20 protein-coding genes are annotated in these 25,858 nt (G+C 73.5%); 7 read left to right on the forward strand and 13 right to left on the reverse strand.

Annotated features, from left to right (window positions below):
* Positions 1-71 precede the first annotated feature (71 nt).
* A complete protein-coding gene (trpS, locus tag OG521_20635; GenBank protein ID WUW23058.1) occupies positions 72-1,115 on the forward strand; it encodes a tryptophan--tRNA ligase in 1,044 nt (347 codons plus the stop codon).
* Here trpS and OG521_20640 read toward each other — a convergent pair.
* From OG521_20640 to OG521_20660, 5 genes are all read right to left on the reverse strand, one after another.
* Complete coding sequence (locus tag OG521_20640) at positions 1,112-1,690, reverse strand: exonuclease domain-containing protein (GenBank protein ID WUW23059.1); 579 nt, start codon at positions 1,688-1,690, stop codon at positions 1,112-1,114. The genes trpS and OG521_20640 overlap by 4 nt on opposite strands.
* Before the next feature lie 86 nt (positions 1,691-1,776).
* Entirely contained in the window at positions 1,777-3,768 is a 1,992-nt protein-coding gene (locus tag OG521_20645; GenBank protein ID WUW23060.1) for an NAD-binding protein, read from the reverse strand.
* 30 nt (positions 3,769-3,798) lie between these two features.
* Positions 3,799-8,754 (reverse strand): DNA repair ATPase, encoded by a 4,956-nt coding sequence (locus OG521_20650; GenBank protein ID WUW23061.1) that lies wholly within the window; start codon positions 8,752-8,754, stop codon positions 3,799-3,801.
* 246 nt (positions 8,755-9,000) lie between these two features.
* On the reverse strand, positions 9,001-11,106 hold the full coding sequence (locus OG521_20655) for a flotillin family protein (GenBank protein ID WUW23062.1): 2,106 nt from the start codon (positions 11,104-11,106) through the stop codon (positions 9,001-9,003).
* A gap of 138 nt (positions 11,107-11,244) precedes the next feature.
* Positions 11,245-11,871: a hypothetical protein gene (locus OG521_20660; GenBank protein WUW23063.1), complete on the reverse strand. Its 627-nt coding sequence runs from the start codon at positions 11,869-11,871 to the stop codon at positions 11,245-11,247.
* Positions 11,872-12,178: 307 nt separating this feature from the next.
* Between OG521_20660 and OG521_20665 the strand changes: the two genes are divergently transcribed.
* The gene (locus OG521_20665; GenBank protein ID WUW23064.1) at positions 12,179-13,264 is read left to right on the forward strand and encodes a helix-turn-helix domain-containing protein; all 1,086 of its coding nucleotides are present in this window, start codon (positions 12,179-12,181) and stop codon (positions 13,262-13,264) included.
* A 142-nt stretch (positions 13,265-13,406) separates the two neighbouring features.
* On the forward strand, positions 13,407-14,978 hold the full coding sequence (locus tag OG521_20670) for an MFS transporter (protein WUW23065.1): 1,572 nt from the start codon (positions 13,407-13,409) through the stop codon (positions 14,976-14,978).
* Positions 14,979-14,997: 19 nt separating this feature from the next.
* On the opposite strand, the gene OG521_20675 is transcribed toward OG521_20670, so the two are convergent.
* The gene (locus tag OG521_20675; protein ID WUW26749.1) at positions 14,998-15,534 is read right to left on the reverse strand and encodes a nitroreductase family deazaflavin-dependent oxidoreductase; all 537 of its coding nucleotides are present in this window, start codon (positions 15,532-15,534) and stop codon (positions 14,998-15,000) included.
* A 133-nt stretch (positions 15,535-15,667) separates the two neighbouring features.
* On the opposite strand from OG521_20675, the gene OG521_20680 reads away from it, so the two are divergent.
* Positions 15,668-16,210 (forward strand): MarR family transcriptional regulator, encoded by a 543-nt coding sequence (locus OG521_20680; GenBank protein WUW23066.1) that lies wholly within the window; start codon positions 15,668-15,670, stop codon positions 16,208-16,210.
* A gap of 31 nt (positions 16,211-16,241) precedes the next feature.
* Here OG521_20680 and OG521_20685 read toward each other — a convergent pair whose 3' ends face one another.
* The 5 genes from OG521_20685 to OG521_20705 form a co-directional block, all read right to left on the reverse strand.
* Positions 16,242-17,510, reverse strand: a complete 1,269-nt coding sequence (locus OG521_20685; GenBank protein WUW23067.1) for a cation:proton antiporter — start codon at positions 17,508-17,510, stop codon at positions 16,242-16,244.
* Positions 17,511-17,512: 2 nt separating this feature from the next.
* Positions 17,513-17,983, reverse strand: a complete 471-nt coding sequence (locus OG521_20690) for a potassium transporter TrkA (protein ID WUW23068.1) — start codon at positions 17,981-17,983, stop codon at positions 17,513-17,515.
* A 185-nt stretch (positions 17,984-18,168) separates the two neighbouring features.
* A complete protein-coding gene (locus OG521_20695) occupies positions 18,169-19,608 on the reverse strand; it encodes an SPFH domain-containing protein (protein WUW23069.1) in 1,440 nt (479 codons plus the stop codon).
* 76 nt (positions 19,609-19,684) lie between these two features.
* On the reverse strand, positions 19,685-20,194 hold the full coding sequence (locus OG521_20700; GenBank protein ID WUW23070.1) for a hypothetical protein: 510 nt from the start codon (positions 20,192-20,194) through the stop codon (positions 19,685-19,687).
* A gap of 105 nt (positions 20,195-20,299) precedes the next feature.
* A complete protein-coding gene (locus OG521_20705; GenBank protein ID WUW23071.1) occupies positions 20,300-20,785 on the reverse strand; it encodes a peroxiredoxin in 486 nt (161 codons plus the stop codon).
* A 94-nt stretch (positions 20,786-20,879) separates the two neighbouring features.
* Between OG521_20705 and OG521_20710 the strand changes: the two genes are divergently transcribed.
* The gene (locus tag OG521_20710; GenBank protein WUW26750.1) at positions 20,880-21,575 is read left to right on the forward strand and encodes an alpha/beta hydrolase; all 696 of its coding nucleotides are present in this window, start codon (positions 20,880-20,882) and stop codon (positions 21,573-21,575) included.
* Here the strand turns inward: OG521_20710 and OG521_20715 are convergent, their stop codons facing one another.
* Entirely contained in the window at positions 21,576-22,694 is a 1,119-nt protein-coding gene (locus tag OG521_20715) for an MFS transporter (GenBank protein WUW26751.1), read from the reverse strand.
* A gap of 176 nt (positions 22,695-22,870) precedes the next feature.
* On the opposite strand from OG521_20715, the gene OG521_20720 reads away from it, so the two are divergent.
* Positions 22,871-23,623 carry a helix-turn-helix transcriptional regulator gene (locus tag OG521_20720; protein ID WUW23072.1) on the forward strand — a complete coding sequence of 251 codons (753 nt, stop codon included), beginning with the start codon at positions 22,871-22,873 and terminating at the stop codon, positions 23,621-23,623.
* Here the strand turns inward: OG521_20720 and OG521_20725 are convergent.
* Positions 23,602-24,240 carry a TetR/AcrR family transcriptional regulator gene (locus OG521_20725; GenBank protein ID WUW23073.1) on the reverse strand — a complete coding sequence of 213 codons (639 nt, stop codon included), beginning with the start codon at positions 24,238-24,240 and terminating at the stop codon, positions 23,602-23,604. The genes OG521_20720 and OG521_20725 overlap by 22 nt on opposite strands.
* Before the next feature lie 69 nt (positions 24,241-24,309).
* On the opposite strand from OG521_20725, the gene OG521_20730 reads away from it, so the two are divergent.
* A complete protein-coding gene (locus OG521_20730) occupies positions 24,310-25,770 on the forward strand; it encodes an MFS transporter (GenBank protein ID WUW23074.1) in 1,461 nt (486 codons plus the stop codon).
* Positions 25,771-25,858: the final 88 nt, after the last annotated feature.

The following is a 25,858-nucleotide window of genomic DNA, read 5'->3' on the forward strand; positions in this document are numbered from 1 at the left end:
TCTCCGCCCTCTTCCGGTCGGGCCCGGCGGGGTCGTCCTCCACGCACACACCATCGCGAGGAGAGACCCCCATGACCACCGCACTCAGCGCCCCCGCCACCCTCGACGAGCGGATCCGCCGGGACCCCGGCAGCTTCCGTGTCCTGAGCGGTGACCGGCCCACCGGGGCGCTCCATCTCGGGCACTACTTCGGCACCCTCCACAACCGGGTACGCCTCCAGGACCTCGGGGTGGAGACGTTCATCGTCATTCCCGACTACCAGGTGCTGACCGACAGAGACGTCGCCGAGCGGCTCACCGCGACCGTCGAGGGGCTGCTGCTGGACTATCTGGCCGTCGGCATCGACCCGGACCGATCGGTGATCTTCAACCACAGTGCCGTTCCCGCGCTCAACCAGTTGCTGCTGCCGTTCCTGAGCCTGGTCTCCGTCGCCGAGCTGGGCCGCAACCCCACGGTCAAGGACGAGATCGCGCACTCCCGGCAGGCGTCCGTCAGCGGTCTGATGTTCACCTATCCGGTCCACCAGGCGGCCGACATCCTGTTCTGCAAGGGCAATCTGGTGCCGGTCGGCCAGGACCAGCTGCCCCACCTCGAAGTGGCCCGGACCGTGGCCCGGCGGTTCAACGAGCGGTACGGGCCCGTCTTCCCGGAACCCGAGGCGCTGCTCTCCGCCGCGCCGCAGCTGCTCGGCACCGACGGCACCAAGATGAGCAAGAGCCGTGCCAACTCCATCGCCCTGAGCGCCGACGAGGACACGACGGCGCGGCTGGTCAAGGGGGCGGTGACGGACGCCGAGCGGCACATCACGTACGACCCCGAGGGGCGGCCCGGGGTGTCCGGTCTGGTCCTGCTCGCCGCGCTCTGTCTCGGCCGGGACCCGCACACCGTGGCCGAGGAGATCGGCGGCGGGGGCGCGGCGGTGCTGAAGCGGACGGTGACCGACGCGGTCAACAGCCGGATGGCGCCGCTGCGGGCCCGACGGGCTGAGTACGCACGGGACATGGGGTACGTACGGGCCGTGCTGCGCGCCGGCAACGAGCGAGCGAACGCCCATGCCGACGCGACCCTGGCGGAGGTGCGGGAGGCGATGGGGGGCCCGGTCCCGGCCCTCTAGGGAGCGTCCGGGGACGGCCATCCGCCGCGGGCCACGAGATCCAGGATCAGGGCCGCGATGTTCCACGCGTCGTCCGCGCCGCTGTGGTGGCGGCCCTCCAGCGGGAGATCCGCGAACCGGAGGGCCTGCGCCATGCCGGGGCGCTTGCGCAGGCCGTGCGTGGCGGTGAAGGGGATCTTGGCGTTGGTGTGGCGGTGGCCGAAGGGGTAGGGAGTGCCGGTCGCCAGGCACTGGTGGGTGAACTGCTTGCGGTCGTAGTCGCCCCAGCTGGCCCAGGGGCGGGCGCCGGCCGCGTGCTCGGCGGCCAGCAGACGGCAGGCGTCCGCGAAGGGGAGGCCGGTCTCCACCTCCGCCTGGGTGAGCCCGGTCAGTCCGGTGCAGAAGGCGCTGACCGCCGACCGGGCCGGCCGGACCAGGACGCGGTGGCGGGCCAGACGCTCGCGGGCCCGCAGATCGACGACCGTCAGCCCGATCTCGATGATCTCGCTCACCGCGCCGGGCGGCGGCTGCCCCTCCCAGCAGGTCGCCTCGATGTCGACGACGTTGAGGAGGCTCGGCTCCGGTCCCTTGTCCATGGAGGGCAGAGTAGGAGGACGTGACCGTGCCCGGCACCCGGATTTCCCGGCACCCGGATGCGCTCCCGGCACCGTCCGCGCTGCCATCAGCGCCGGGACAACGAGCTCCGCCTGCGCAGGAGTTCAGCCAGGCCGCGGCGGGTCGCGGCGATCACCACACGGTCCGTGGGCTGGAGGACGTAGCCGGGGTGCAGGTTCCACACCAGCCCGCCGGGCCGGCCCTCGGCGTCCGGGCCCGTGCCGGCCAGGTCGGGGCGGCGGTCGGCGGGCGGGGCCACGTCCAGGGCGAGGACCCGCCAGGCGCCGGCCCGGAACGCCTGCTCCACCGTCCGGCCCTCCAGCTGCGGATGCCCGGCCACCTCGATGGCGGCGAACAGCATCACCTTCCGCTCGACCGGCACCGCGCCCAGGATCTGGCGGCCCATCATGGCGACGGCGAACGAAGGCGCCGCCAGATGGGAGACCGACCGGGAGCGGGTCAGCGCGTGCGGGTGCGCGGTGCGCAGGGTGCGGTAGACGGCGGTGGCGAACTCGTCGTCGAACAGCCGCAGCGACACCCGCAGATCCGGCTTGACCGAGCGGGCGTACAGCGCGGCCTCCAGGTTCGTGGTGTCGATGCTGGTCAGGGCGAGCAGGGCGCGGGACCGCCGGATCTTCGCGGCCTCCAGGACGCCCTCCTGGGTGACGTCGCCGAGGACCACCGGTACGTGCAGCCGCCGGGCCACCGGGATGCCGCGGGCGTCCGGGTCGTCCTCCACGCACACCACGGGGATGCCGAGTTCGCGCAGCTGGACCAGGACGCGGGTGCCGATCTTGCCGAGGCCGAGCAGCACCACGTGTCCGGACAGGCCGCGCGGCGGGCGGCGCAGCGAGGAGGCGGTCCGGAGCGATCCGAAGGCCTCCAGCACCCCCGCCACCAGCAGCGGCAGCAGCATCAGACCGGCGACCCCGGACAGGATCTGGATGACCTGGCGGGCGGTCGGGTCGCCGATCGCCGGGTCGCCCATCGCGAACAGGTCGAGCAGCGTCAGATAGGCGGCGTGCAGCGGATGGTCCCCGGTGGTGAACGTGGACGCCACGGTCAGCCCGAGGACGGCCGTGCCCACGCCCAGCGCGGACCAGCGCAGCCGGCGGGAGAAGACCTGGCTCAGCGGGGCGCCCCGGCCGCCCATCCGGGGCCGCCGGCCCGAGGTGCCCGGCCGGCTGACCGCCTCCAGGACGACGGTGCCACGGCCGCCCGCGGCCGCCACCTGTGCCCGGTCGGGCAGGAGCTGGGGCCCTTCGTCGCCGCTGCTGTCCGAGCCCTCGGTGCCGGCCGGGTCATGGGTGGTGGAGGAGAGCAGGGCCAGGGTGCACAGGCCCGGGTCGGCGGTCTGGCCGGCCCGGGGCGGGGTGCGTTCGGCCGCACGCAGGAGCAGGCCCTCGGCCTGGATCACCTTGCTGGAACCGGAGAGCGCGGTCGCCGCGAGGGCGGGGGCCGCGGTATCGGCGTCGGACAGGACCGTGGTGGAGGCGTCCAGCGCGGTCGCGTCGAGGCCCGGTGAGGCGACGGCGGCCGCCTGGTCGAGGAGGGCCTCCAGATGCTGGCCGAGCTTGCGGTTGTAGAGCCGGATCACCAGCCGGACCCGGGGATTGAGCCGGCGGGCGGTCAGCGCGGCGCGGATGTTGCGCTCGTCGTCGTCGTAGACGAGGGCCAGCGCGGCGGCCGTGTCGACGCCCGCCTCCTCGAACGCCTCGTCGGACGGCTCCGCCGCCTGGAGGATGCGGATCGCCTCCACGCCCGCGTTCGTGTCACTGTCGCCGCCCCCGGAACCGCCGTTGCCGAGGCCGCCGTTGCGGTTCATCGCCGACGACATCCGGCCGAACAGGGCGGCCGCCCGGCCGCGCCCGGTCAGCGGCAGCTCCGCTCTCGCGGTGCCCGGCTCCGGCGGCAGGACGAGGGTGACCCGCTCCCCGTACACGTAACGCAGCTCCACGGCGAGCCGCTGTGCGAGTGCGTCGTCGCCGCAGACGACCATGTGTCCGGAGAACGGGGAGCGTTGGGGCTGCTGCGGAAGTGGGGGCACATGACCCAGCATGCCCTGCTCCCTTCGGAAGTCCGGTACGGATCAGTGGTCCTCGTGTGTCCCGGCCGGTGGCCCGGAGCGCGGATGGCGCGGGTCCGCCGCCCGGCTGATCGCCGATTCGACGGCCGCGATCCGGTCGGCGAGCAGCCCGAGTGCCGCCACCGCCCGGGTCAGCGGATCGCCGTCCGGTCCGCCGAGCGCCTGGCCGCGGACGTAGGAGGCCGACACGGCGGACCGGCGCGCGGCCTGTTCGGGGGTGAGGGTGCCGCGCAGGGCGCCGAGCTTCAGCAGGGACGCCTCGGCGCCCGAGGTGAGCGTCTGGGCCTCGCCGGCGTAGTGGTCGTCGATGACCGCGGACAGCTCGGCGTCGTTCATCACGGGCACGATCCGCTCCGCGATCCGGTTCATGTTGCGGTACGAGCCCTGCAGCCTGAACGGCGGCTCGGTGCGCGTGCCGTCCGTCCGCGCGGCCGACTCGATGTAGGCGGCGTTGACCGCGAGGACGGTGTCGCGGGCGTGCAGCAGATGACGCAGCACGGCGGTGATCCGTTCCACCTCGGCCGGGGCGCAGCGGTGTTGGAGGTGCTCGGCCCGGGCGGTGCTGTCGGTGCCGGTGGCGAGCCGCAGGAGCAGGGCGAGGTCCTCCCGGGAGCGCCCGGCGAGCGGGGCCAGCACCGGGTTGGCGGTCAGCGCGTTCTCGACGAAGCTCAGCGCGAAGACGTCCTCGCGGCCGCTCAGCACCTCGCCGAGGTTCCAGACGTCCGCCCGGTTGGCGAGCATGTCCGGGACCCTGAACCGCTCCCCGGACTCGGTGTACGGATTGCCCGCCATGCACACCGCGAACCGCTTGCCCCGGAGGTCGTAGCTGCGCGGCTCACCGTCCCGTACGCCCTCGATCCTGCGGGTGGCGTCGCAGAGCGGGATGAACTTCTGGAGGAGCTCCGGGGAGGTGTGCTGGATGTCGTCGAGGTAGAGGAGGGTGTTGTTGCCCGCCTCCAGTGCGAAGTTGATCTTCTCGATCTCCTGGCGGGCGGTCGCGCCGCGAGCCTGCGCGGGGTCCAGCGAGGTCACCTCGTGGCCCAGGTTGGGTCCGCTGATCTTGACCAGGACCAGGCCGAGCCGGTCGGCGACGTACTCCATGAGCGTCGTCTTGCCGTAGCCCGGCGGCGACACGAGCAGCAGCAGGCCCTGCGAGTCGGTGCGCCGGCCGGCGTCCGCGGTGCCGAGCTGCTTGGCGAGGCTGTCGCCGATCAGCGGCAGGTACACCTCGTCGAGCAGGCGGTTGCGGACGAACGCCGACATGACCCGGGGCCGGTGGTCGTCCAGCCGCAGCCGTGCGCGCTCGGCGGCGACCAGGGCGGTGCGCCGCCGCTGGTAGTCGCGGAAGCGGGGGACGGTGCGGGCGCGGAACCCGGCCGTACGGGAGAGGAGTTCGTCGATCCGGACGGTGAGGCGGCCGCGCTCGACGCGGGGGTGGACGCCCAGCAGCCCGTCCACCGTCGCGGTGAGCGGCGCGTCGCCCTCGTACCGCGTCAGGAGCGGCTCCGGGCACAGTTCGACGGCGACGGCCTCCGCGATATCGCCCGCGTCGAGGTCCGTCCCGCTCGCCCGCGCGTACGAGGTCAGCCAGCCCTCGACGAGCTGGCGGCGGGCCGGCAGGTCGTCCCCGAGTGCGGTGAGATCGTCGTCGTACGCGGAACTGCTCGCCGTGCGGCGGAACTTGTCCAGGAAGCCGCGGACGGCGGCGCCGGTGACGAACCCGTCCGGGCCGCTCGTCAGCTCCTCGAAGAGGTACGAGGCCACGGCGGCGGAACCGTCCACGTCGATGGCCGCGGCCCACTCCTCCTGGAGCGCGTCGACGGCCGGGGTGAGCCCGAACGTCTCTCGGGCGCGCGCCAGGGAGCGGGCCCGGCGCGTCCAGGACGTCCGGCGGGCCTCGTCCGCCCCGTGGACCCAGAACATCTGGGCGGCGGCCCGCACGGCGGGCGGGTGGCGCAGCAGACCCGCGCCGGTGTGCAGCCGCAGCAGGGCGGCCAGGATCGCGGTGGCGTCCTCGTCGTGGACCCCGCGCTGATAGCCCTCGTCGTACGAGGCGGCGGCCGACTCCCGTACCAGGGTGGCCAGTTCACCGTCGTCCAGCGCCGTCAGCCGGTCCGCGCCCTGCTCGGCCAGGAGCCGGGCCGCCAGGTGCTCGCCCCGGTACACGGCCGGGGACTCGGACGGCAGCGACTGGTCCCAGTACGGGCGGGTGGCCGCGAACTCCGGGTCGGTGACCGGCATCCGGTAGTCCGTCCCGGTCACGGCGAACGCGAGGCCTTCGCCCTGCGGGACGAGGGTCAGCTCGAACGGCTGGGTGTTCACCGCGAACCGGTGCCGGCCCAGCCGGATCGTCGCCCCGTCGTCCGTGTACAGCTCACTGCGGTCGCGCAGCGCCCGGCCCGCCTCCTGGCGGGCGGCGAGCAGCTGCCCCTCCAGCTCCCCGGCGCGCACCGTGTCACCGAGCGCCCGCAGCTCGCCGGCCGTGCGGCGGACCTTGGCGACCATCGGGTCGGAGGCGAAGTAGGTGTGCACGGCGTCCGCGTCGGGCAGCGCGGCGCTGCGGCGCGCGACGGTGTCCAGGACCCGGGCCGCGGAGCCGGCGAGGCGTTCCGTGCGGCGGGCGACAGCGTCCTGAAGGGTCTGACGGCGGGCCGAGAACGCCTCGTACACCTCCGTCCGCCGCTCGCCCAGCTCCGCCAGGAAGTCGTCGAACTCGGCGAACCGCGCCTCCAGGTTCTCCAGCTGGAGCAGCAGCCGCGCGAGCTGGTCGTCGCAGGCGTCCGGGGTGTCCGCGGCGGCCAGCGCGGCCGTGACGGCCTGTCCCAGCAGGGCGAACTCGGCGGCGAACTCCGCCCGGCCCTCCCGGTCGAGCAGCGTGCGGCGGCGGGCGTCGAGCGTGGCGCGGGCCCGGTTCACCCCGCCGAGCACCTCCGCGATCCGCTCCAGGATCGAGGTGCGGACCACGCCGTCACCGATGTCGAGACCGGTGACGACGTCCGTCACCGTGCTCAGCCCGTCCGTCATCCCCGCCAGCCGCTCGCCGAGCGCGTAGGCGTCGGTGACGGTCGCGAGCTCACCCGCCTCCTCGGTGAGCCGGGCGACGTCCTCGTGGCAGCCGGCGAACGCGTCCTCCCCGGACAGGAACGCGACCGCGCGCCGCCCCGCCGCCGTGAGGTCGTCGGCGGTGGCGGCGGTGAGCTCGGCGATCCGGCCGGTGTCCGCGTACCGCATCTCCGCGAGGGTCGCCAGATGACCGTGGGCGTGCCGCAGTTCGGTCAGCCGGCCGACCCAGTCGGCGGCCGAGCGCGGCGCCTCGCCGCGGACCCGGCGCACCAGTGCGGTGATCCGCTCCGCGGTCTCCTCGACCGCTTCGGCGGCATGCCTGGTCTGCTCCCGGACGGCGTCGAACTCGGCCAGCACCTGCTGCGCGGTGTCACGCAGCTCGGCCAGCGGAGCACCGAGAGAGCCCAGTTCGCTCTCGTCCAGCCAGTGGTAGCGGTCGGTGGCGCGCGCGCAGTCGGCCACCAGGCGCGCGTATCCCGCGCCGGTCGGGGCGGGGTCGGCCGCGCCCTGCGCGAGCGCGAGGCAGTCGGAGATGCCGCGTACGAGGTCGGCGTTGCCGACCCGGGCCAGCGGGCCCGTGCCCGCCGGGCGGGAGGCGGCGTAGGTGTCGGAGACGTACGGCGTCTGCCAGCGCTGCACGGCGTGAACCCGGGCCGGACCGCCGTCCGGCCCCTCCACCGGGTCCCGCAGCAGGACGAGCGTGCCGTCGTCGAGCAGGGCGTGGCCGCGGCCCTGGAGCGGGGTGGCGACCTCCTGCCGGATCACGTTGTACGGCAGCAGCAGGCTGCGCCCGTCGTCCCGCGAACGGAACACGTACAGCACGTCCTCGCCGTTGGGGGAGCGGACGGCCCCCTCGAAGACGGGGTCGGTGAGCGGTTCGGCGATGTCGAAGGTCTTCGCGGTGCCTGCGGTCAGGTAGTAGCCGCCGGGGAAGATGATCCCCTGGTCCTCGGGGAGCCGGTGGCAGGCCGGACCGATCCCGTCCAGCCGCTGCACGGTCCCGAGCAGCTGGTTGAAGACGAGATGGCGGCTCGTCCCCTCCTTGTACGGCCGGATGCGGAGCAGGACGAGCGGTCCGGTCCTCGCGTACTCGACCTCGGCGTCGGCGAGCGACTGGAGGGGTTCGGTGACCGGCTCCCGGTAGATCCCGTCGGGGGTCGAGGTGTCGTCGGACGTCTTGAGGGTGAGGTGTCCGCCGAGGGTGCTGACGAAGAGCGGGGCGGGGTCGCCGTCGCCGGTCGCGCCGACGGCGATGTGCGGGTGCGGGCCCGCGATGTGGGCCTCGCGCCCCGCGGCGGTCCAGGTGAGTTCGTGCGACGGCGGGAACACGTGGTCGCGCTCGCCGCGGGCGTCGAGGAACGCGCCGGGCGATCCGTCGGCGTTCAGCGCCCAGCGCAGGACGCGGATGTCCTCGGCGGTCTCGCCGGTACGGAACACGGCGAGGAGCCGGCCCTCGGTGCGGCGCAGGCGGAGCAGTCTGGCGTCGCGGTAGTAGCGATGGAGACCGTTGAACTCGCGTACGAAGTCCTCGTCGGCGAGGAGGGTGGGGGCGGGGGCGGAGGCCGGGGCCCCGTCCTTCAAGTCCGCGTCGTACAGGGCGAGTACGTCGTCGACGGCGGGCCCTTGGGTGCTGGTGGCTGCGGGTCCGCGTTCGAAGCCGAACAGGAGCCGGCCGCCGATCGCGACGAGGTCGCGCGGGACGGAGGGCCGGGCGGTCCGGACCCGCTCGCTGCCGAGCAGCCGCAGTCCGGTGGAGCCGAACTCCTCGGTCCGCCGGGAGTTGAGCGCCTCGGCCCGCCGGGTGAGCTCGGCGGCCCGGTCCCGGAGCCGCCGCCGCAACACGTCGTATCCGGCGTCCTCGGTCCCGCCCGGGGGCGTCGGGCTGACGGTGTCCATGCGGTGCGGCTCCTTACGGGGTGGAGGTGGGGTGCGGTGCCCTGGCGGGGGCGTGGAGTGGGTGCGGGTTCTCCGGTCGCGCGCCGTCCGTCCTCAATCGCCGGACGGGCTTGAGTTGGATGCGGGTTTCCTGGTGGCGCCGTCTGTCCTCAATCGCCGGACGGGCTTGATATGCCCGCCGTTGCCGTGAGGCGGCGGGGCCCTCCAGCCCGTCCGGCGATCGGGGACAGCGGGCGGCGGGCCCGGCTACGGCACCGGTGTGCCGTTGCGGGACGGCGGCGGGACCGCGCCGACCGGCAGGTCCGCCAGGCCCAGGGACCGCGCGTGGTCCAGGAGTTCGCGGACCCGGTCCGCATCCGCACCCGCACCCACCCCCGGCGCGGCCATCATCCGCATCAGCAGCGCCGACACCGTCAGGTTCTGCACGTCCCCCGACGTCACCGACCCCAGCACCCGCGTCAGGTCCTCCGTGAACGACGACGTGCCGTTCAGCCACGCCCCGCCCAGCGCCTTCGCCGTGTCCGAGTTCTCGACGAACCCGTCCAGGCTCTTGCCCATCGAGATCGACGAGACCAGCCGGTCGAAGAAGACCGACTCCCCGCCGACGATGTCGATGTCGGCGTTCTCCAGACCCGTGGCCAGCACCGTCGCCTGTGCCTCGGCGACCTGCCGCTGCACGTCCAGGCCGGCCAGCCGGATCTCCTTCTCCGCGGCCAGCCGCAGCCGGTACTCCTCGTGCCCGCGCGACGCGTCGTCCAGCGCCGCCATCGCGGCCGCCTTGTCGGTGAGCCCCGCCGCCTCGGCCTTCAGCTTCTCGCCGATCATCGCCGCGTCGGCCGTCGCCTGGGCCCGGGTGCCCTCGGCCGCCGCCAGCGCCTTGAGCCGGGAGCCCTCCGCCTCGGCCCTGAGCCGCGCGGACGTCGCCTCGGCCTCGGCCAGGCCGGTCTTCTCGATGACCTCGGCCGCCGCGTCCCGTACCTGTACATCCGCGAGGCCCGGCGCCGCCGACTCCGCCCGGACGCCCTCGGCCAGCCGCAGCTTCGCCCGGGCGTCCAGGTCCGCGGTCTTCAGCCGGGCCTCCGCCAGGGTCAGCTGCTCCGCCGCCCGGTGCGTGGCCGCGGCCTCCGCCGCCTCGGCCGCCTTGATGTCCTTGACCAGCTGCTCCTGCGCCTCCGCCTCCGCGGCGATGATCACCGACTTGCGGGTGCGCTCGGACTCCTCGACCGACCGCAGCGTCTTGATGGACTCCTCCTGCTCGGCGACCGTACGGTCCACCGCGATCCGCTCCCGGATCACGTCGGCGACCTCCCGGCGCTCCGCCTCGACCTCCTTCGTCGCGGCGATGCGGTTGAGCTCGGTCTGCCGTTCGCGGCCGATGACCTCGATCAGCCGGTCCTTCTCGATGCGCTCGTTCTCCACGGCGATGACCCGCTCGCGGTTCTTCTGCGCGACGGCGATCTCCCGCGCCTGGTTCTCCCGCTGGATGCCGAGCTGCTCCTCGGTCCGGATGAACGCGGCCTGGGCGCCCAGGCGTTCCTCCTCCTGGACCCGCGCGGTGGCCGCCTCCTCGCGGGCGCGCAGCGTCTCGACCTCGCGGCGCTGCTTGATCTCGGCCTCGGCCTGCCGGCGCTCCAGCTCCAGGATGGTCTCCCGGGCGTCGACGTCCTGCCGGGTGATCTCCTTCTGCTCGGTGCGCTGGAACTCGTTCGTCCGTACGTGCTCGATCGCGGTCAGCTCCGTGATCTTGCGGATGCCCTGCGCGTCGAGGATGTTGGCGCCGTCGAGCTGCACCATCGGGGTCTGTTCGAGGAAGTCGATCGCCGCGTCGTCGAGGTGGTAGCCGTTGAGGTCGGTGCCGATGACCCGGATGATGCGGTCCCGGAACTCCTCGCGCTTGGTGTACAGGTCGACGAAGTCCAGCTGCTTGCCGACGGTCTTGAGCGCCTCGGAGAACTTCGCGGCGAAGAACTCCTGGATCGCCACCTTGTCGCTGGCCCGCTCGGTGCCGATGGCCTGGGCGACCTTGATGACGTCCTCGACGGTCTTGTTGACCCGGACGAAGAACGTGATGTGGATGTCGGCGCGGATGTTGTCCTGGCAGATCAGGCCCTCGCGCCCGGTGCGCCGGATCTCGATGGTCTTCACCGAGATGTCCATGGACTCGGCCTTGTGCAGCACCGGCAGGACGACGGCACCGGTGAAGGTCACGTCGACCTTCTTGGTCTTGGAGATGATCAGGGCCTTGCCCTGTTCCACCTTGCGGAAGAGCCGGGTGACGATCAGCAGCAGGGCGATCGCGATGAGCAGGACCACGGCGATGAGCAGGCCGAGGCCCAAGGAGATGGCTTCCATGTCAGTCCTTGGCGGCTGGTGGTACGGAACGTGGGAAGTGCGCGAGCGGAGAGGCGCGCGGCCGCGGCAGGGCGCGGCAAGGGGCCGGGCGGCGTGAGCGGGCCGGTGGGGTGCGGACGGGGTGTGCGGGTGCCCGGATCAGACGGTGCGGTGCGGCGGGCCCGGGTCGAGCGCACGGTCGTACGGCGAGACCCAGAAGAACTCGCCCGCGTCGTCGTACGCGTAGAGCAGCCCCGCGCTCCCGGCGGCGAACTCCGTGTCGCCCGGCTGCAACTGGCGCACCTGGACGATCGCGGTGGATCCGTCGGCCGCGGCCACCTCGGCCTGGCCGAAGTCCGTACCGACCGAACCCGTGCGGATCGTGCAGACCCGGCCCAGGAAGTCCTGGCGCGATGGAGGGGGCTGGTCCGGGAAGAAGCGGCGGAAGTGGTGGACGAGCAGCCGCGCCACGGCCCAGGCGATCAGCAGCGCCCCGGCGAGGACACCGAAGGCGAGCACGGCCCGGGCGGTGCCGGCGGTGCCGCTGCGGTGCAGCAGGACCGAACCGGTCAGGGCGCTGAACCAGCCGACGGCCACCATCACGGAGACCGAGACGGTGACGGGCACCCCGCCGATCCCGGCGAGGTCCGCGTCCAGGTCCGCGTCGAAGGAGTGGTGGTCGGCCGCGCCGACCAGGACGAGCAGCCAGAAGGCGATGACGACGACGAGCGCCGCGGAGAACAGTACGGCCGGGAAGGACAGCGTCGCGGTCAGAAACTCCTGCATCGGTCCCACCCCCCGCCCGCTCCGCCGGCAGTGCCTGCCGGTGCCTGTGCAGGGTCCGGCGGCGACCCCGGTGCTGCGACGCCGCGTTCGGCGGCACCGCAGCAGCCGGGTCTTCCCCCGTCCCCCGTGCACCGCCGTGTTTCCCCCGTGGTCCCCCGGTCGGTGCTGACAGGATCGTGTCATTTGCGTCCGGAGCGGCGCACTGCCGGGACCCGGCAATCTTTCGGAGCCCTCCATGCCGGGCACCGGCATGCGTCCGTATGCGTTGTGTAAATATCAAGGACGCATGAGGAGTGGAGGCGGACGCGTGGCGGAACCGGAGATCCCCGGCAGTTTCCTGGAGGGCTACGCCCGGATCCTGAGTGAAGTGGCCGTCTCCGGCCGTCGGCTCACCCGGGAGGAGCTCGACATCCGCCGCACGCTGGGCCGGCAGGCCGCCGAGGCCGGTCACCAGCTGCGCGCCCTGGTCCGGATGCATCTGGCCGAGACCCGCACCGGCTGGCCGGCGGGCGCCCCCGGGGCGACGGCGTCCGCCACGGCCGCGGCCGCCGAGAGCGTGCTGGCCGCGGTGGAGCAGTCGGTCGACGCGTTCGCCGAGGGGTTCGAGCGGGCGCAGCGCCTCACCGTCCGGCGGGAGGAGGCCGCGCGCCGGGAGTTCATCGACGACCTGCTCTACGGGCGCAGCGACCTGGGCCGGCTCGCCGAGCGCGCCACCCGGTTCGGCCTGCGGCTCTCCCGCGCCCACGCCGTCGCGGTGGCGGCCGGACCGGAGGCGTACACGGAGACGGACGCCGTGCCGCGGCAGGTGGAGTCGGCGCTGCTGGCCCGCTTCAGCGGCCGCAAGATCCTTCTCACGACCAAGGACGGCCGGCTGATATGCATCGCGCCCGGCAGCCAGCCCGACGTCCTGCGGTACTTCGCCAAGCAGGCGCACGCGGCGACGGACGGCGGCCGGGTCGCCGTCGGCCGGGCCCACCGGGGCCCGGGCGGTGTGGTCCAGTCGTACGACGAGGCGCTGGACGCGCTCGACCTCGCGGACCGGATGGGTCTGGACGACCCGGTGCTGTACTCCGCCGATCTGCTGGTCTATCCGGTGCTGACCCGGGACCGGCAGGCGATGGCCGATCTGGTGCGCAGCGAGCTCGGCCCGCTCCAGCAGGCGCGGGGCGGCGCGGAGCCGCTGCTGAAGACGCTCTCCGTGTACTTCGACGCGGGCTGTGTCGCGGCCGAGACGGCCCGCCGGCTGGCGCTGAGCGTGCGCGCGCTCACCTACCGGCTGGAGCGCATCCACCAGCTGACCGGCTCCGACCCGTCCGACCCGATGCACCGCTACACCCTGCAGACCGCGGTCATCGGCGCCCGGCTGCTGGACTGGCCCGCCAAGGACGTCTGAGCGGCCGGCCCCCGGCCGCTGCTGCCGGGTCCCGGCAGCATCACCCCTCGCCACCCCTCCCCGAATGCGGGGACGCCCACCTCCGCCTAGCGTGATCACTCGGGGGATTCCGGTGTCGTGTGCAGCGAGGGAGAACCGCACCATGGCCCGTCATGCGCGTCAGCCAGGGGACCCGGCCGGGGACGGAGAGCAGGGCCGGCCGGCCGCCGTCGCGGCCTCCACGGCCGCTCCCGGACAGGGACCACAGGGACCGGGGCCGGGCCGGGAGCGCGGTCCCTCCCACCGGTGGTGGGTCCTGGGCGTGATCGGACTGGCCCAGCTGATGGTCGTCCTCGACGCGACGATCGTGAACATCGCGCTGCCCTCCGCCCAGCAGGACCTCGGCTTCAGTGACGGCAACCGGCAGTGGATCGTGACGGCGTACGCCCTCGCCTTCGGCTCGCTGCTGCTGCTCGGCGGACGCATCGCGGACCTGGTCGGCCGCCGGGTGGTGTTCCTGATCGGGCTCGTCGGCTTCGCGGTCGCCTCGGCGATCGGCGGCGCCGCCCCGAGCTTCGAGATCCTGGTGCTGGCCCGCGCGCTGCAGGGCATGTTCGGCGCACTGCTCGCCCCGGCCGCGCTCTCGCTCCTGACCACGACGTTCACCGTGCCCAAGGAGCGGGCCAAGGCCTTCGGGATCTACGGCGCCATCGCGGGTGCGGGCGGCGCGGTGGGGCTGCTGCTCGGCGGGGTGCTCACGGAGTATCTGGACTGGCGCTGGTGCCTGTACGTGAACCTGCTGTTCGCCTTCGTCGCGTTCGTCGGCGGCTGGCGCCTGCTGACCGCGGGCGCGCCCGTCGACCGCCCGAAGCTCGACATCCCGGGGACCGTACTGGTCTCGGCCGGCCTCTTCTGCATCGTGTTCGGCTTCTCCAACGCCGAGACGCATCCGTGGAGTTCGGTGCAGACCTGGGGCTTCCTGCTGGCCGGTGCGGTGCTCCTCGCCGCGTTCGCCTGGTGGCAGACCCGGGCGGAGCACCCGCTGCTGCCGATGCGGGTGGTGCTCGACCGGGACCGCGGGGCGTCGTTCCTCGCGATGTTCATCTCCGGCGGCGGCATGTTCGGCGTCTTCCTGTTCCTCACGTACTACCTGCAGAAGAGCCTCGCCTACTCGCCGGTCTCCACCGGTCTGGCCTTCCTGCCGATGGTCGCCGTCATGATCGTGACATCCGTGGTGACGACCAACGCCCTCGTGCCCCGCTACGGGGCCAAACCGATCGTGCCGCTCGGCATGGGCATCGCGGCCGCCGCCATGGTGTGGCTGACCGCGCTCAACCTGAGCAGCAGCTATCTCGCCCATGTGCTGCCGCCGCTGCTCTGCCTGGGCCTCGGGCTCGGCATGGTCTTCGCCACGGCGATGAACCTGGCCACCGCCGGAGTGGGGCCGCGGGACGCCGGGGTGGCCTCGGCGATGGTCAACACCAGCCAGCAGGTGGGCGGTTCCATCGGCACGGCGCTCCTCAACACCCTCGCCACCAGCGCCGCCACCAACTATCTGGTGGGCCGCAAACCGACGCCGGAGGCCGTGGCCCAGGCCCAGCTGGAGAGCTACTCCACGGCGTACTGGTGGTCGGCGGGCTTCTTCGCCCTCGGCCTGCTGATCACGGTGATCCTCTACCGCAGGGGCGCGCCCAGCCCCCACCTGGTGGAGGAGACCGAACCGGCCCGCGCCTGACGCACCCGGGCCGAGGAGCTCACCGGCCGGTCTCCCGGCGGCCGCCGCCGGGCCCGGTGCCCTCCACCAGCCGGACGAACGGCAGGGACTCGCCGACCCGGCGGTAGTCCTGCGTACTGCCGTCGACCGTGAACCCCATGTACGCGCAGAGCCGGCGGGCGGTCCGGGGGTGGCGCGGCGCGTACCGCGCCATCAGCTCGCCGCCCTCCTCGGTCGGCAGGACGTGCGCCGTCACCGCGTGGAACGCGCGGCCGGCCTGCACGGTGGCCTGCGGCGTACGGCGCAGATTGCGGTACCAGTCGGCGCCGGGGCCGAAGCCGGACGCGACCGTCCAGCTCCGCCGGCCGTCGACGGGCGCGGACTCCACGACCTCGATCACGGTCCGGCGGGGGAGCCCCGAGGTGCGCCCGGTGTGGACGAGCAGCAGCAGCCGCCCGCGGAACAGCGGCCCGAGCCCTGCCCGGAACATGTGGAGCGGCAGCCGGAAGGCGGCACGCCGCAGTCCGGTCGGCAGGGGTGGGCGCTGAGGTGCGGGCGACGGCCCGGATTCATGCATCACTGTGCAAACGTTGCACAGTCCAATGGTGGTGTCATGGCCGCACGCCAGGGATTCGGTACCGGTTCGACACCGTTTCGGCCTCGGCGCGGTACGGAGTCGAGTCCGGCTTGCCGGCACGGTAGAAAGAGGCATGGCCGCGCACGAACAGTCATCTGAGGAACGACCGGTCGACCCGGGCAGGGACGACGTCGACGCGGTGACGCGTGCGGTGCTGACCGCGTCGAGACTGCTGGTGGCCGTCTCCGCCCGTTCGCTGGCGGCCGTCGAGGACCGGGTGACGCTGCCCCAGTTCCGGCTGCTCGTCGTCCTCGCCACACACGGCGACGCCAAGCTGGTCTCGCTCGCCGAGCGGCTCGGGGTGAACCCGTCGACCGCGATGCGCATGGTGGACCGGCTGATCACCGCCGGTCTTGCGGAGCGCCAGGTCAACCCGGCCAACCGCCGGGAGACCTCGCTGCGGGTGACGCCGGAGGGATGCCGGCTGGTGGAGGACGTCACGGCCGCCCGCCGCCGGGAGGTCGCCGGCATCGTCGAACGCCTCGCGCCGGAGCAGCGGACGGCACTCATCGACGCGTTGACGGCGTTCACCGCGGCGGGCGGCGAGCCGGCCGTGCCCGCGGACGCCTACCCGCTGGGCTGGGCGCCCGACCTCCCCGCGGTCCACGAGGCCTGACGGCGCCCCGGCCCCGCCCGGCATCCCGGGGTCAGTCCGTGGTCGCCGAGAGCTTCTGCTCCTCCTTGGGAGCGGGGACGTGCACGGTGGCCATGCCACCGGTGTCGCCGGTCCCGGTGGTGGTGGCGGCCGGTCCGTCGTCGCCGCCGCGCCACTTCCGGATCAGTTCGACGGCCGGCTGCGTCCAGCGCGCGGTGAGCGGGCCGACGATGACCAGGATGAGCACGTACGCGGTGGCGATGGGCCCGATCCGGGGCTCGGTCGCCACGGCCAGACCGGCGATGACGATGGAGAACTCGCCACGGGCCACGAGCGTGCCGCCCGCCCGCCAGCGCCCGCGCGATCCGATGCCCGCCCGCCGGGCGGCGTACCAGCCGGTGGCGATCTTGGTGAAGACGGTGACGACGGCCAGCAGCGCGGCCGGCAGCAGCACCGGCGGGATCTCCGCGGGGTTGGTGGAGAGCCCGAAGAACACGAAGAAGACGGCGGCGAAGAGGTCCCGCAGCGGGGTCAGCAGCTTGCGCGCCCCCTCCGCGACCTCGCCGGAGAGCGCGATGCCGACGAGGAACGCGCCGACGGCCGCCGAGACCTGCAACTGCTGGGCCACCCCGGCGACCAGGACGGTCAGCCCGAGCACGACGAGCAGCAGCATCTCCGGATTGTCGGAGGACACCGCCCGGCTGATCAGCCGGCCGTGCCGCAGCGCGAGGTAGAGCACGAACCCGACGGTGCCGAGCGCGACGAGCAGCGCGATGCTGCCCCCGGCGAAGCCGACGCCCGCGAGCATCGCGGTCAGCAGCGGAAGGTAGACGGCCATCGACAGGTCCTCGATGACGAGCACCCCGAGGATGACGGGCGTCTCCCGGTTGCCGAGGCGCCCCAGGTCCGCCAGGACCTTGGCGATCACCCCGGACGAGGAGATCCAGGTGACCCCGGCCAGCGCCACGGCCCCCACCGGCCCCCAGCCGAGCAGCAGGGCTGCGACGGCGCCCGGGGTCGCGTTGAGGACGAAGTCCACGGCACCGGACGGGTACTGGGTCTTGAGACTGGTGACGAGTTCGGACGCGCTGTACTCGAGCCCCAGCAGGAGCAGCAGCAGGATGACGCCGATCTCGGCGCCCACGGCGGTGAACTCCTCGCTCGCCCCGAGGGGCAGCAGCCCGCCCTCGCCGAAGGCGAGTCCGGCCAGCAGGTAGAGGGGGATCGGGGAGAGGCCTATCCGGCCGGCGAACCGGCCGATGATGCCCAGTCCCAGGATGACGGAGCCGAGCTCCACCAGCAGTGCGGTCGTGTCATGCACGGTCAGCCCTCCGCAATGATCTCGGAGAGCGTGTCGACGCCCTCCCTCGTACCGACGGCGACGAGCGTGTCCCCGATGGCGAGCCGGAAGTCCGGCCCGGGTGACGGATGCGCGCTGTGGGTCCGCAGCACCGCCACGATGGAGGCCCCGGTCCGGGTCCGGGCCCGGGTGTCCCCGAGCAGCCGGCCGCCGTACGGGGAACGCGTCCCGAGCGGGATGTGCTCGGTGACGAGGTCGATGCCCTCGGTCCGCACGGCGTCGATCGGCGCCGCGTCGATGAGGTGGGCGAGCCCGGTGGCCTCCTGTGGGGTCAGGGGTACGGAGAGCCGGCAGGAATCGGGATCGTCCTGGTCGTAGAAGCCGATGAACCGGCGCCCGTCGTGGTGGACGACGACGGAGATGTGCTGCCCCGACTCGGTCGTGTAGTCGTACTGCACGCCGACTCCGGGCAGCGTGGTGCGGTGGGTTCCCATGGCTTCCTCCCGAGGAGCGCGGCGTGCTGTCGCGATGCGCTTGGTGATCTCTTTAGCTCCGCATTACCCTATCCGGAGGGTTCCGCCGCCTTGCGGGGACGGGTTCTCCCGCACGGCCGCCCCGCTACGCACGCGTGCCCGGCCGGTGCGCAGCCGGCCGGGCACGCGGGGGTCGACGCGGGGTGTCAGTCGCCGATCTCGATCTTGCCGTTCTGCTTGGCGGGAGCGTCGGACTGGGCCGGGACCTCCGGCTTCGGGCCCGCGCCCTTGAGGTTCTGCAGCAGCGCGGCGAGGTCGACTCCGGTGGTGGAGCTGAGGAGTTCCATGCCCTGCGCGACGTTGTCCGTGACCGTGCGCGACAGCTGGCTCGCGCCGTCCGTCGAGATGACGGTCAGCTTGTCGATGGCACTCAGCGGCTCGGACGCCTTGGCGACGACCTGCGGGAGCACCTCGACCAGCATCTGCAGGACGGCCGCGTCGCCGTACTGCTTGAAGGCGTCGGCCTTCTTCTGCATGGCCTCGGCCTCGGCGGCACCCCGTGCGGCGATGGCGGCCGCCTCGGACTCGCCCTCGATGCGCACGGCCTCGGCGAGCGCGGAGCGGTGCAGCTTCTCGCCCTGACCGGTCAGCCGGGAGCGCTCGGCGTCCGCCTCGGCCTCCTTGACCTGGGCGATCCGGCGGGCCTCGGCCTCCTGCTCCGCCTGGTAGCGGGCGGCGTCGGCGGGCTTGCGGACCTTGGTGTCGAGCTCGCGGTCGGTCAGGGCGGCCTGGCGCTGGGCGACCTTCTCCTGCTCCTGGAGGACCTCCTGCTGGCGCGCGGCCTCGGCGAGCGGACCCGCGGCGTTCGCCTTCGCGGCGGCCGCCTCCGTCTCGGCCTTGATCTCGGCCTGCTTGAGGTAGAACGTCCGCTCGGCGATGGCGATCTCCTCGGCGGCCTTCAGCCGGGCCTGCTCCGAGGCGCGGCGGGCGATCGCCTCGGCGATGTCCGCCTCCTGCTTGGCGCGGGCGGCCTCGGGGCGGCCGAGGTCCTCCAGGTAGGAGCCCTCGGTGGTGATGTCCTGGATCTGGAAGGCGTCCAGGATCAGGCCCTGGCCGGACAGGCTGGCCTCGGCCTCCTCCGCCACCTGGCCGGCGAAGGCGGCCCGGTCCCGGATGATGTCCTCGACCGACATCCGGCCGACGATGGCGCGCAGCGCGCCGGAGAGCACTTCCTGGGTGAAGCCGACGATGCCGTTCTGCTGCTGAAGGAAGCGCTGGGCGGCGGCCCGGATGGCGTCCTCGCTGCCGCCGACCTTGACGATGGCGACGCCTTCGAGGTGGGACTTGACCCCGCGCAGCGTGACGGCCCCGCGCACGGCGACCGGGATGTGCCGGCTGGAGAGGTCCAGGGTGAACTTCTGCTGGACGAACGGCACGACGAAGACGCCGCCGCCGACGACGACCTTCTGGCCGCTGTTGTCGATGCTGGCCCGCCCGGTCACCGGGTCGACGGACTTCTTGCCGCGGCGGCCGGTGATGATGAACGCCTGGCTGGGACCCGCGACCTTGTAGCGGGTGATGACGGCGAGGGCGAGCAGGAAGAGGAGTACGACGACTCCGGCGATGGCGATCAGGACTGGACTCATGGACGTGTCCCCCTCTGCCTCCCGACGGGGACGGCAGTTCTGTGGCGAGCGGTGGCGGGCCGGCCGGCGTGCCGGCTCAGCGTTCGACGGGACGGACCGAGACCGAGGTGGTCGAGAGCGTGGCCTCGACCCAGATCTCGGTGCCCCGTTCGACGGGGACCTGACTCTTCGCCGAGAGCTTCACGGGCTGTCCCCCCAGCCGCAGCAGCACCTCGCCGTACCCGCCGGCCGGGATCGCCGTGACCACGGAACCCGCGGTGCCGACGAGATCCTCGCCGCGCGGGGTGGCGGTGGTCTGATCCCGCATCAGGGCCTGGCTGAACTTCCAGGTCAGCCAGGCCGCGACCAGGCCGGCGAGTGCACCGGCCGCGGCGGCGGCGATCGTGCCGGCACCGGTCGTGCCGAGCACGATGGCGCCGCCGAAACCGAGCATGGAGACGAAACCGGCGATCACCGGAAGGGAGAGCAGCCCGTTGAAGAGACCGTCCAGCACGCCCCCGAAGAGTCCTTCGAGGATCCCGTCGAAGACCAGGGACACGGCGAGCAGGACGACTCCCGCAATTCCGAGACCGAGAAACAAGGTCACGTGATCACCCCTCCCGGCTGCGGAATCCCCCGTAGATTTCCGTCGAACTGGCTGGATGATCCCATACCTGCCGCTCTGGGAACACTGCCGGGAACCGGCAGTGTTCTACGCGTTCTTGATGCCGGAGAGGTGGCCCGCGAGCGTGTCCAGCGACTGGAACGTGGCCCCGAGCAGCGCCACGTGCTTCCAGCGCAGCACCCCGTCGGCGTCGATCAGGAACACCGAGCGCCGCACCCCGATCCCCGGCGCGGCGACGCCGAACGCGCGGGCGGTCTCCCGGCCCGGGTCCGCGAGCAGCGGCATCCGCAGCTGCTGGGCGCGGGCGAACGACTCGTGGCTGTCCACGTCCTGCGGGCTGATCCCCCAGACCTCCGCGTCGAGCCCCTCGAACGTCTCCATGCCCGAGGAGTACGAGCAGAGCTGCTTGGTGCACACAGCCGTGTTGTCGCCCGGGTAGAAGGCGAGGACGACGGCCCGGCCGCGCGCGGCGGAGAGCGTGTAGTCGCGGCGCTCGAACGCGTCCCCGTTCAGGGCGCCTCCCGCGAGGGTGAAGTCCGCTACCTGCTGGCCGAGTTGCGGTGACGATCCCATGTCATGTCCTTAGAGGTCCGGCGCTGTGTTGGTGCTGTCCGTGCTCCGTACAGCATGCTCGTACGGCTCCGCCCTCACCTACCCGGAGGTACGCATGCCCCAGGAACGACCGCCCGCCGCCGCGGTACTGGTCCTGCACGGCGGCCGGGAGACCGGTCTCGGGGCGCCGCCGCCCGGGCCGCTGAACCTGCCCGGGGTGCGGATGCGCCCGTTCGCGCGCGGTCTGCGGGGGGCGCTGCCCGGGGACGTCCTGGTGCGGGCCGTCCGTTACGGGCACCGCGGCTGGAACGGGGCCAGGGCCGATCCGCTGCACGACACCGTGCGCGCGCTGGACGAACTGCGGGGTGAGGCGGGGGAGATCCCGGTGGTGCTGCTCGGGCACTCGATGGGCGGCCGGGCCGCGCTGGCCGCTGCGGGGCATCCGCTGGTACGGGGTGTGGTCGGCCTCGCCCCGTGGTGCCCGGCCGGTGACCCGGTCGGGCAGCTCGCCGGCCGGGACGTGGTCCTCGTGCACGGCAGCCGGGACCGTGTCACGGACCCGGCGGACTCCCGCGCGCTCACCGCACGGGCCCGGAAGGAGGGTGCCCGCACCTGTCTGGTCACCGTGGACGGCGGCGACCACCCGATGCTCCGGCGGGCGGCCGCCTGGCACCGGCTGACGACCGCTCTGGTCACCGGGCTGCTGGACCGGGGCCCGCTGCCCGGACCCGTCGCCGAGGCGCTGCGGCTGCCGCCGGGGGCCACGGCCGACGAGGGGACCGTGGAACTGGACCGGCTGCCGGTGTCCTGATCAGCCGGCGGCCGCCGGTTCCCCGTCGGGTTCCGTCAGGAACACACCGAGCAGCAGCGCGAGGGCCGGGATCGCGCACAGGATCGTGAACACGCCCTGCGGGCCGTACGCCTGTGCCGTCGCACCGAGCGCGGGCGCGATCAGTCCGCCGATGCTGACGGCCAGTCCGAGCGTGACACCGGCCGCGGTGCCCGGGCGGCCCGGCAGATAGTCCTGGCCGAGCTTGACCAGGACGGCGAACGGGATGTTCAGCGCGAGGCCCGCCAGGACCGCGAAGAGCAGCGGCAGGACCGTGCCCGGGGTCAGCCGCAGCGCGACCAGGGCCGGTACGGCGAGGACACCGCCCAGCTGGACCGTACGGACCATGCCGATGCGGTCGGCGATCCGGCCGCCGAGGAGCGTGCCGGCCACCCCGCCGACGAGGAAGCAGGCGAGCGCCACGCCCGCGATGCCCCGGCCGGAGTGCAGATGGCGGATCCAGAACAGCTCGATGAACGTGATCGCGCCGAAGAACGCCACCGACCGCACCACCTCGATGCCGGTCAGGACGAGGAAGGGCCCCCACCGGTCCCGCCCCGCCCGCGCCGCCCGGTGCGTGGCGGCAGCGGCCGGGCGGTGCCTGAGCAGGACGAAGGCCATCAGGACGGCCGGCGGGATGAAGAGCGCCGTCGCTCCCACCCCCATCGCGACGAGGAGCGGGGTCGCGAGCACCGGGGCGAGGAAGAAGCCCACGCTGCCGCCCGCCGCGAAGATGCTCATCGCGGACGCGCTGTCCCCGGCCGCCTCGCGGGCCGCCTTGCCGGCCGCCGGGTGGAACATCGCCACGCCGAGACCGGAGAGCAGGATCAGCAGCCAGACCGCGGCGTACGGCCGGACCAGACCGGACAGGCCCAGGCCGATGCCGGCGACCGCGAGTCCGGCGGGGGCGAGCCGGCTCAGCCGGTAGCGGTCCACGGCGACGCCGATGAACGGCTGCGGGACCGAACTCCCGAGCGCCGCCGCGAGCGTGAGCCCCGAGGCGGCGACGTAGCTGTAGCCGCGGTCCAGCACGAAGTAGGGGACACAGGCGGGGACGAGCCCCTGGTAGAGATCGTCGACGGCGTGCGCCGCGCCCCACATCCGCATCCGGCGCCAGGCGGACACGGGCTGTGCCGGGGCGGGCGAAGCCGGTGGTGAGGAGGCGGCGGGCTGGGCCGGGCGGGCCCTGGGACCGGTCATGTGCGGGGCTCCTTGCTGAGGTCCCTTCGAGGATTCCGGCCGCGGCCGTCAGCGGGCTATCGATATCCTGCCGACTTATGTCGCCAACCTGCCGCACGCTCCACGGGCCGGCCCGGGTGCCCCTCGCGCACCAGGAGCGCATCGAGCGGCACCACCACCTGGAGCACCAGCTCGTCTGCCCGTCCCGCGGGGTGCTGGAGGTGTCCACGCCGCTCGGGGTATGGGCCGTGCCGCCGCACCGGGCGGTGTGGATCCCGGCCGGTGTGGTCCACGCCCACCTTGCCTACGGCCCCACGGAGCTGCGGGCGCTCTCCTTCGGCCCGGCGGACAACCCGCTGCGGCTCGACCGGCCGACCGTGCTGGCCGTCACCCCGCTGCTGCGCGAGGTCGTGGCGTGTCTGACGGACGACGCGGAGCTGACCGGCGACGCCCGGCAGCGGCGGAACCTGGAGCGGGTCGCGCTCGACCAGCTGCGCCGGGTCGAGCCGCTCGGCGTCTGTCTGCCGTCACCGGCCGACGCGCGGCTGCGGGACATCGCCCGGATCCTGCGGGACGACCCGGCGGACGGGCGGACCCTCACCGAGCTGGGCGCCGCCGTCGGGTCGGCGTCCCGCACCCTGAGCCGGCTGTTCCGTGCGGAGACCGGGATGTCGTTCCCGCAGTGGCGCACCCAGCTGCGGCTGCACCACGCGCTGACGCTGCTGGCCTCGGGCGGATCGGTCACCGCGGTCGCCGTGGCGTGCGGCTACAGCGGGCCGAGTGCCTTCATCCAGTCGTTCCGGCAGGCGTTCGGCACCACTCCCGGGTCCTACGCGGCGGGCGGCGCGTAGTAGCCGAGGAACATGTCCACGCCGTGGGTGATCAGCCGGTCGGTGGCGTCGTCGTCGACCGTCGTGCCGTACGAGCCGAAGACCAGGTGCGGGAAGACCAGCAGCGCGTACAGCTGGATGATCGCCGTCTCCAGGTCGGCGATGACGAGCCGGCCGCGGTCCGCCAGTGCGCGCAGGGCGTCGGCGACGGCGGGGTGGTGGCCCTCGGGGCCGTGGCCCTGCCAGCCGTGCGCGAGTTCCGGGAAGCGGTGCAGTTCCGCGGCCACGAGGGTGCGCAGGGCGATCACCTCGGCGTTGCCGCGGACGGCCGCCACCCAGGTGCGGGCCGCGTCGACGAACGCGGCCCGCAGGTCGGGGGCGTCGGCGAGGCCGGCGAGCGCCGTGGCCGAATCGCCGCCGAGCGGCTCGTCGAGTGCGCCCGCGATGACCGCGGTGAACAGCGCTTCCTTGCTGCCGAAGTGGTTGTAGACCGTCACCTTCGAGACGCCCGCCCCGGCGGCGATGGTGTCCATGCCGACCCCGAAGCCGTCCCGCAGGAAAGCCTCGCGGGCCGCCTTCACGATGGCCTGCCGCTTGGCCTCGGCGCGGGGTCCGGCAGGGCGGGGCTTGGTGTCCATGGACCGATGCTAACAGCGACCTGAACTGAACGGTTGAGTTCATGTGTACTGAGCCGTACAGTTCAGTTCATGAACCCTGACGCCCCTTCGCAGCCCCCCGCGACCCCGCGGACCACCGCCCACGGCCACCACCCGCCCCCTGCCGTCCGCAGCCCCGGAGTGCTGCTCGCACTCATCTGCGCCGCCCAGTTCATGCTGGTGCTCGACGTCACCGTGGTGAACGTCGCGCTGCCCGGTATGGCCGCCGACCTGCACCTCGACCGCACCGCGCTGACCTGGGTGGTCACCGCGTACACCCTCTGCTTCGGCGGGCTGATGCTGCTCGGCGGACGCCTCGCCGACGCCCTCGGCACCCGGCGCACCCTCCTGTCCGGGCTGGCCGTCTTCACCGCCGCCTCGCTGGTCTCCGGGCTCGCCGGCAGCGCCCCGGTGCTGATCGGCGGCCGGATCGCGCAGGGCGTGGGCGCCGCGCTGCTGTCACCGGCGGCGCTGTCGCTCGTCACCACCTCGTTCCACGGCCCCGCGCGCAACAGGGCGCTCGGGGTGTGGGCCGCGATCGGCGGCACCGGATCGGCGATCGGGGTGCTGGTGGGCGGCGCGCTGGCCGGCGGGCCGGGCTGGAGCTGGGTCTTCTACGTCAACGTGCCCGTCGGCATCGCCCTGCTCGCCGCCCTCCCCGCCTTCGTGCCGGCCCGCACACCCCGGCCGCCGGCCCGGCTCGACGTGCCCGGGGCGGTCCTCGTCACCGCGGGCACCGGCGCGCTGATCTACGGACTGGTCGAGGCCGGGGACGGCGGCTGGGGCGCGCCCGGCACCCTGCTCCCGCTGCTGGCCGCCGTCCTCCTGTACGCGGGGTTCGCGGCGGTCGAACGGGTCGCGCGGGAGCCGCTGATGGACCTGCGGATGTTCACCCGCAGGCCGGTCCTGGCCGGCGCGTTCCTGATGCTGATCGCCACCGGGCTGCTCATCGCGTTCTTCTTCCTCGGCTCGGTCTACCTCCAGCACGGCCGGGGCTACGGGGCGCTGCGCACCGGTCTCGTCTTCCTGCCGGTGGCGGTGGCCGTCGGCGCAGGCGCGCATCTGGGCTCGCGGCTCGTCACGTCGGCGGGGAGCCGGGCCACCGCCGTCGGCGGGATGGTGGTCGCCACCGCAGGCTGTGCCCCGCTGGCCGGACTCGACGCGGACAGCGGGGTGTACGGGGTGCTGCTGCCGTGCCTCGCGGTGGCCGCCTTCGGTCTCGGCGCGGTCTTCGTCACCGCCACCACGACGGCGCTGGGCATGGTCGCGCCCGGGGAGGCGGGCCTCGCGTCCGGGGTGGTCAACACCTTCCACGAGGTGGGCGGGTCGATCGGGGTCGCGGTCGTGTCCACGGTGGCCGCCGCGGGCATCGGCGGCGCCCCGGGCACGGTGACCGGCTTCGCCGACGCGTTCCTGGTGCTGGCGGTCAGCGCGGGCGGCTGCGCGGCGGTGTCCGCGGTGCTGGTGCCCCGGGGGAGGCCGGAGACCGGGGGCGCGATGCCGTTGCACTGAACGGGGGCGGCGGGCGGTCTGCGGATGCGCGCCGGGTGCGGTCGGCCGACGATGAAGGGCCGGGCAGTCGGGCGGCCCGCGCCCTGCC

Source organism: Streptomyces sp. NBC_01463 (genome assembly GCA_036227345.1).
In the GTDB taxonomy this organism is placed as follows: Bacteria; Actinomycetota; Actinomycetes; order Streptomycetales; family Streptomycetaceae; genus Streptomyces.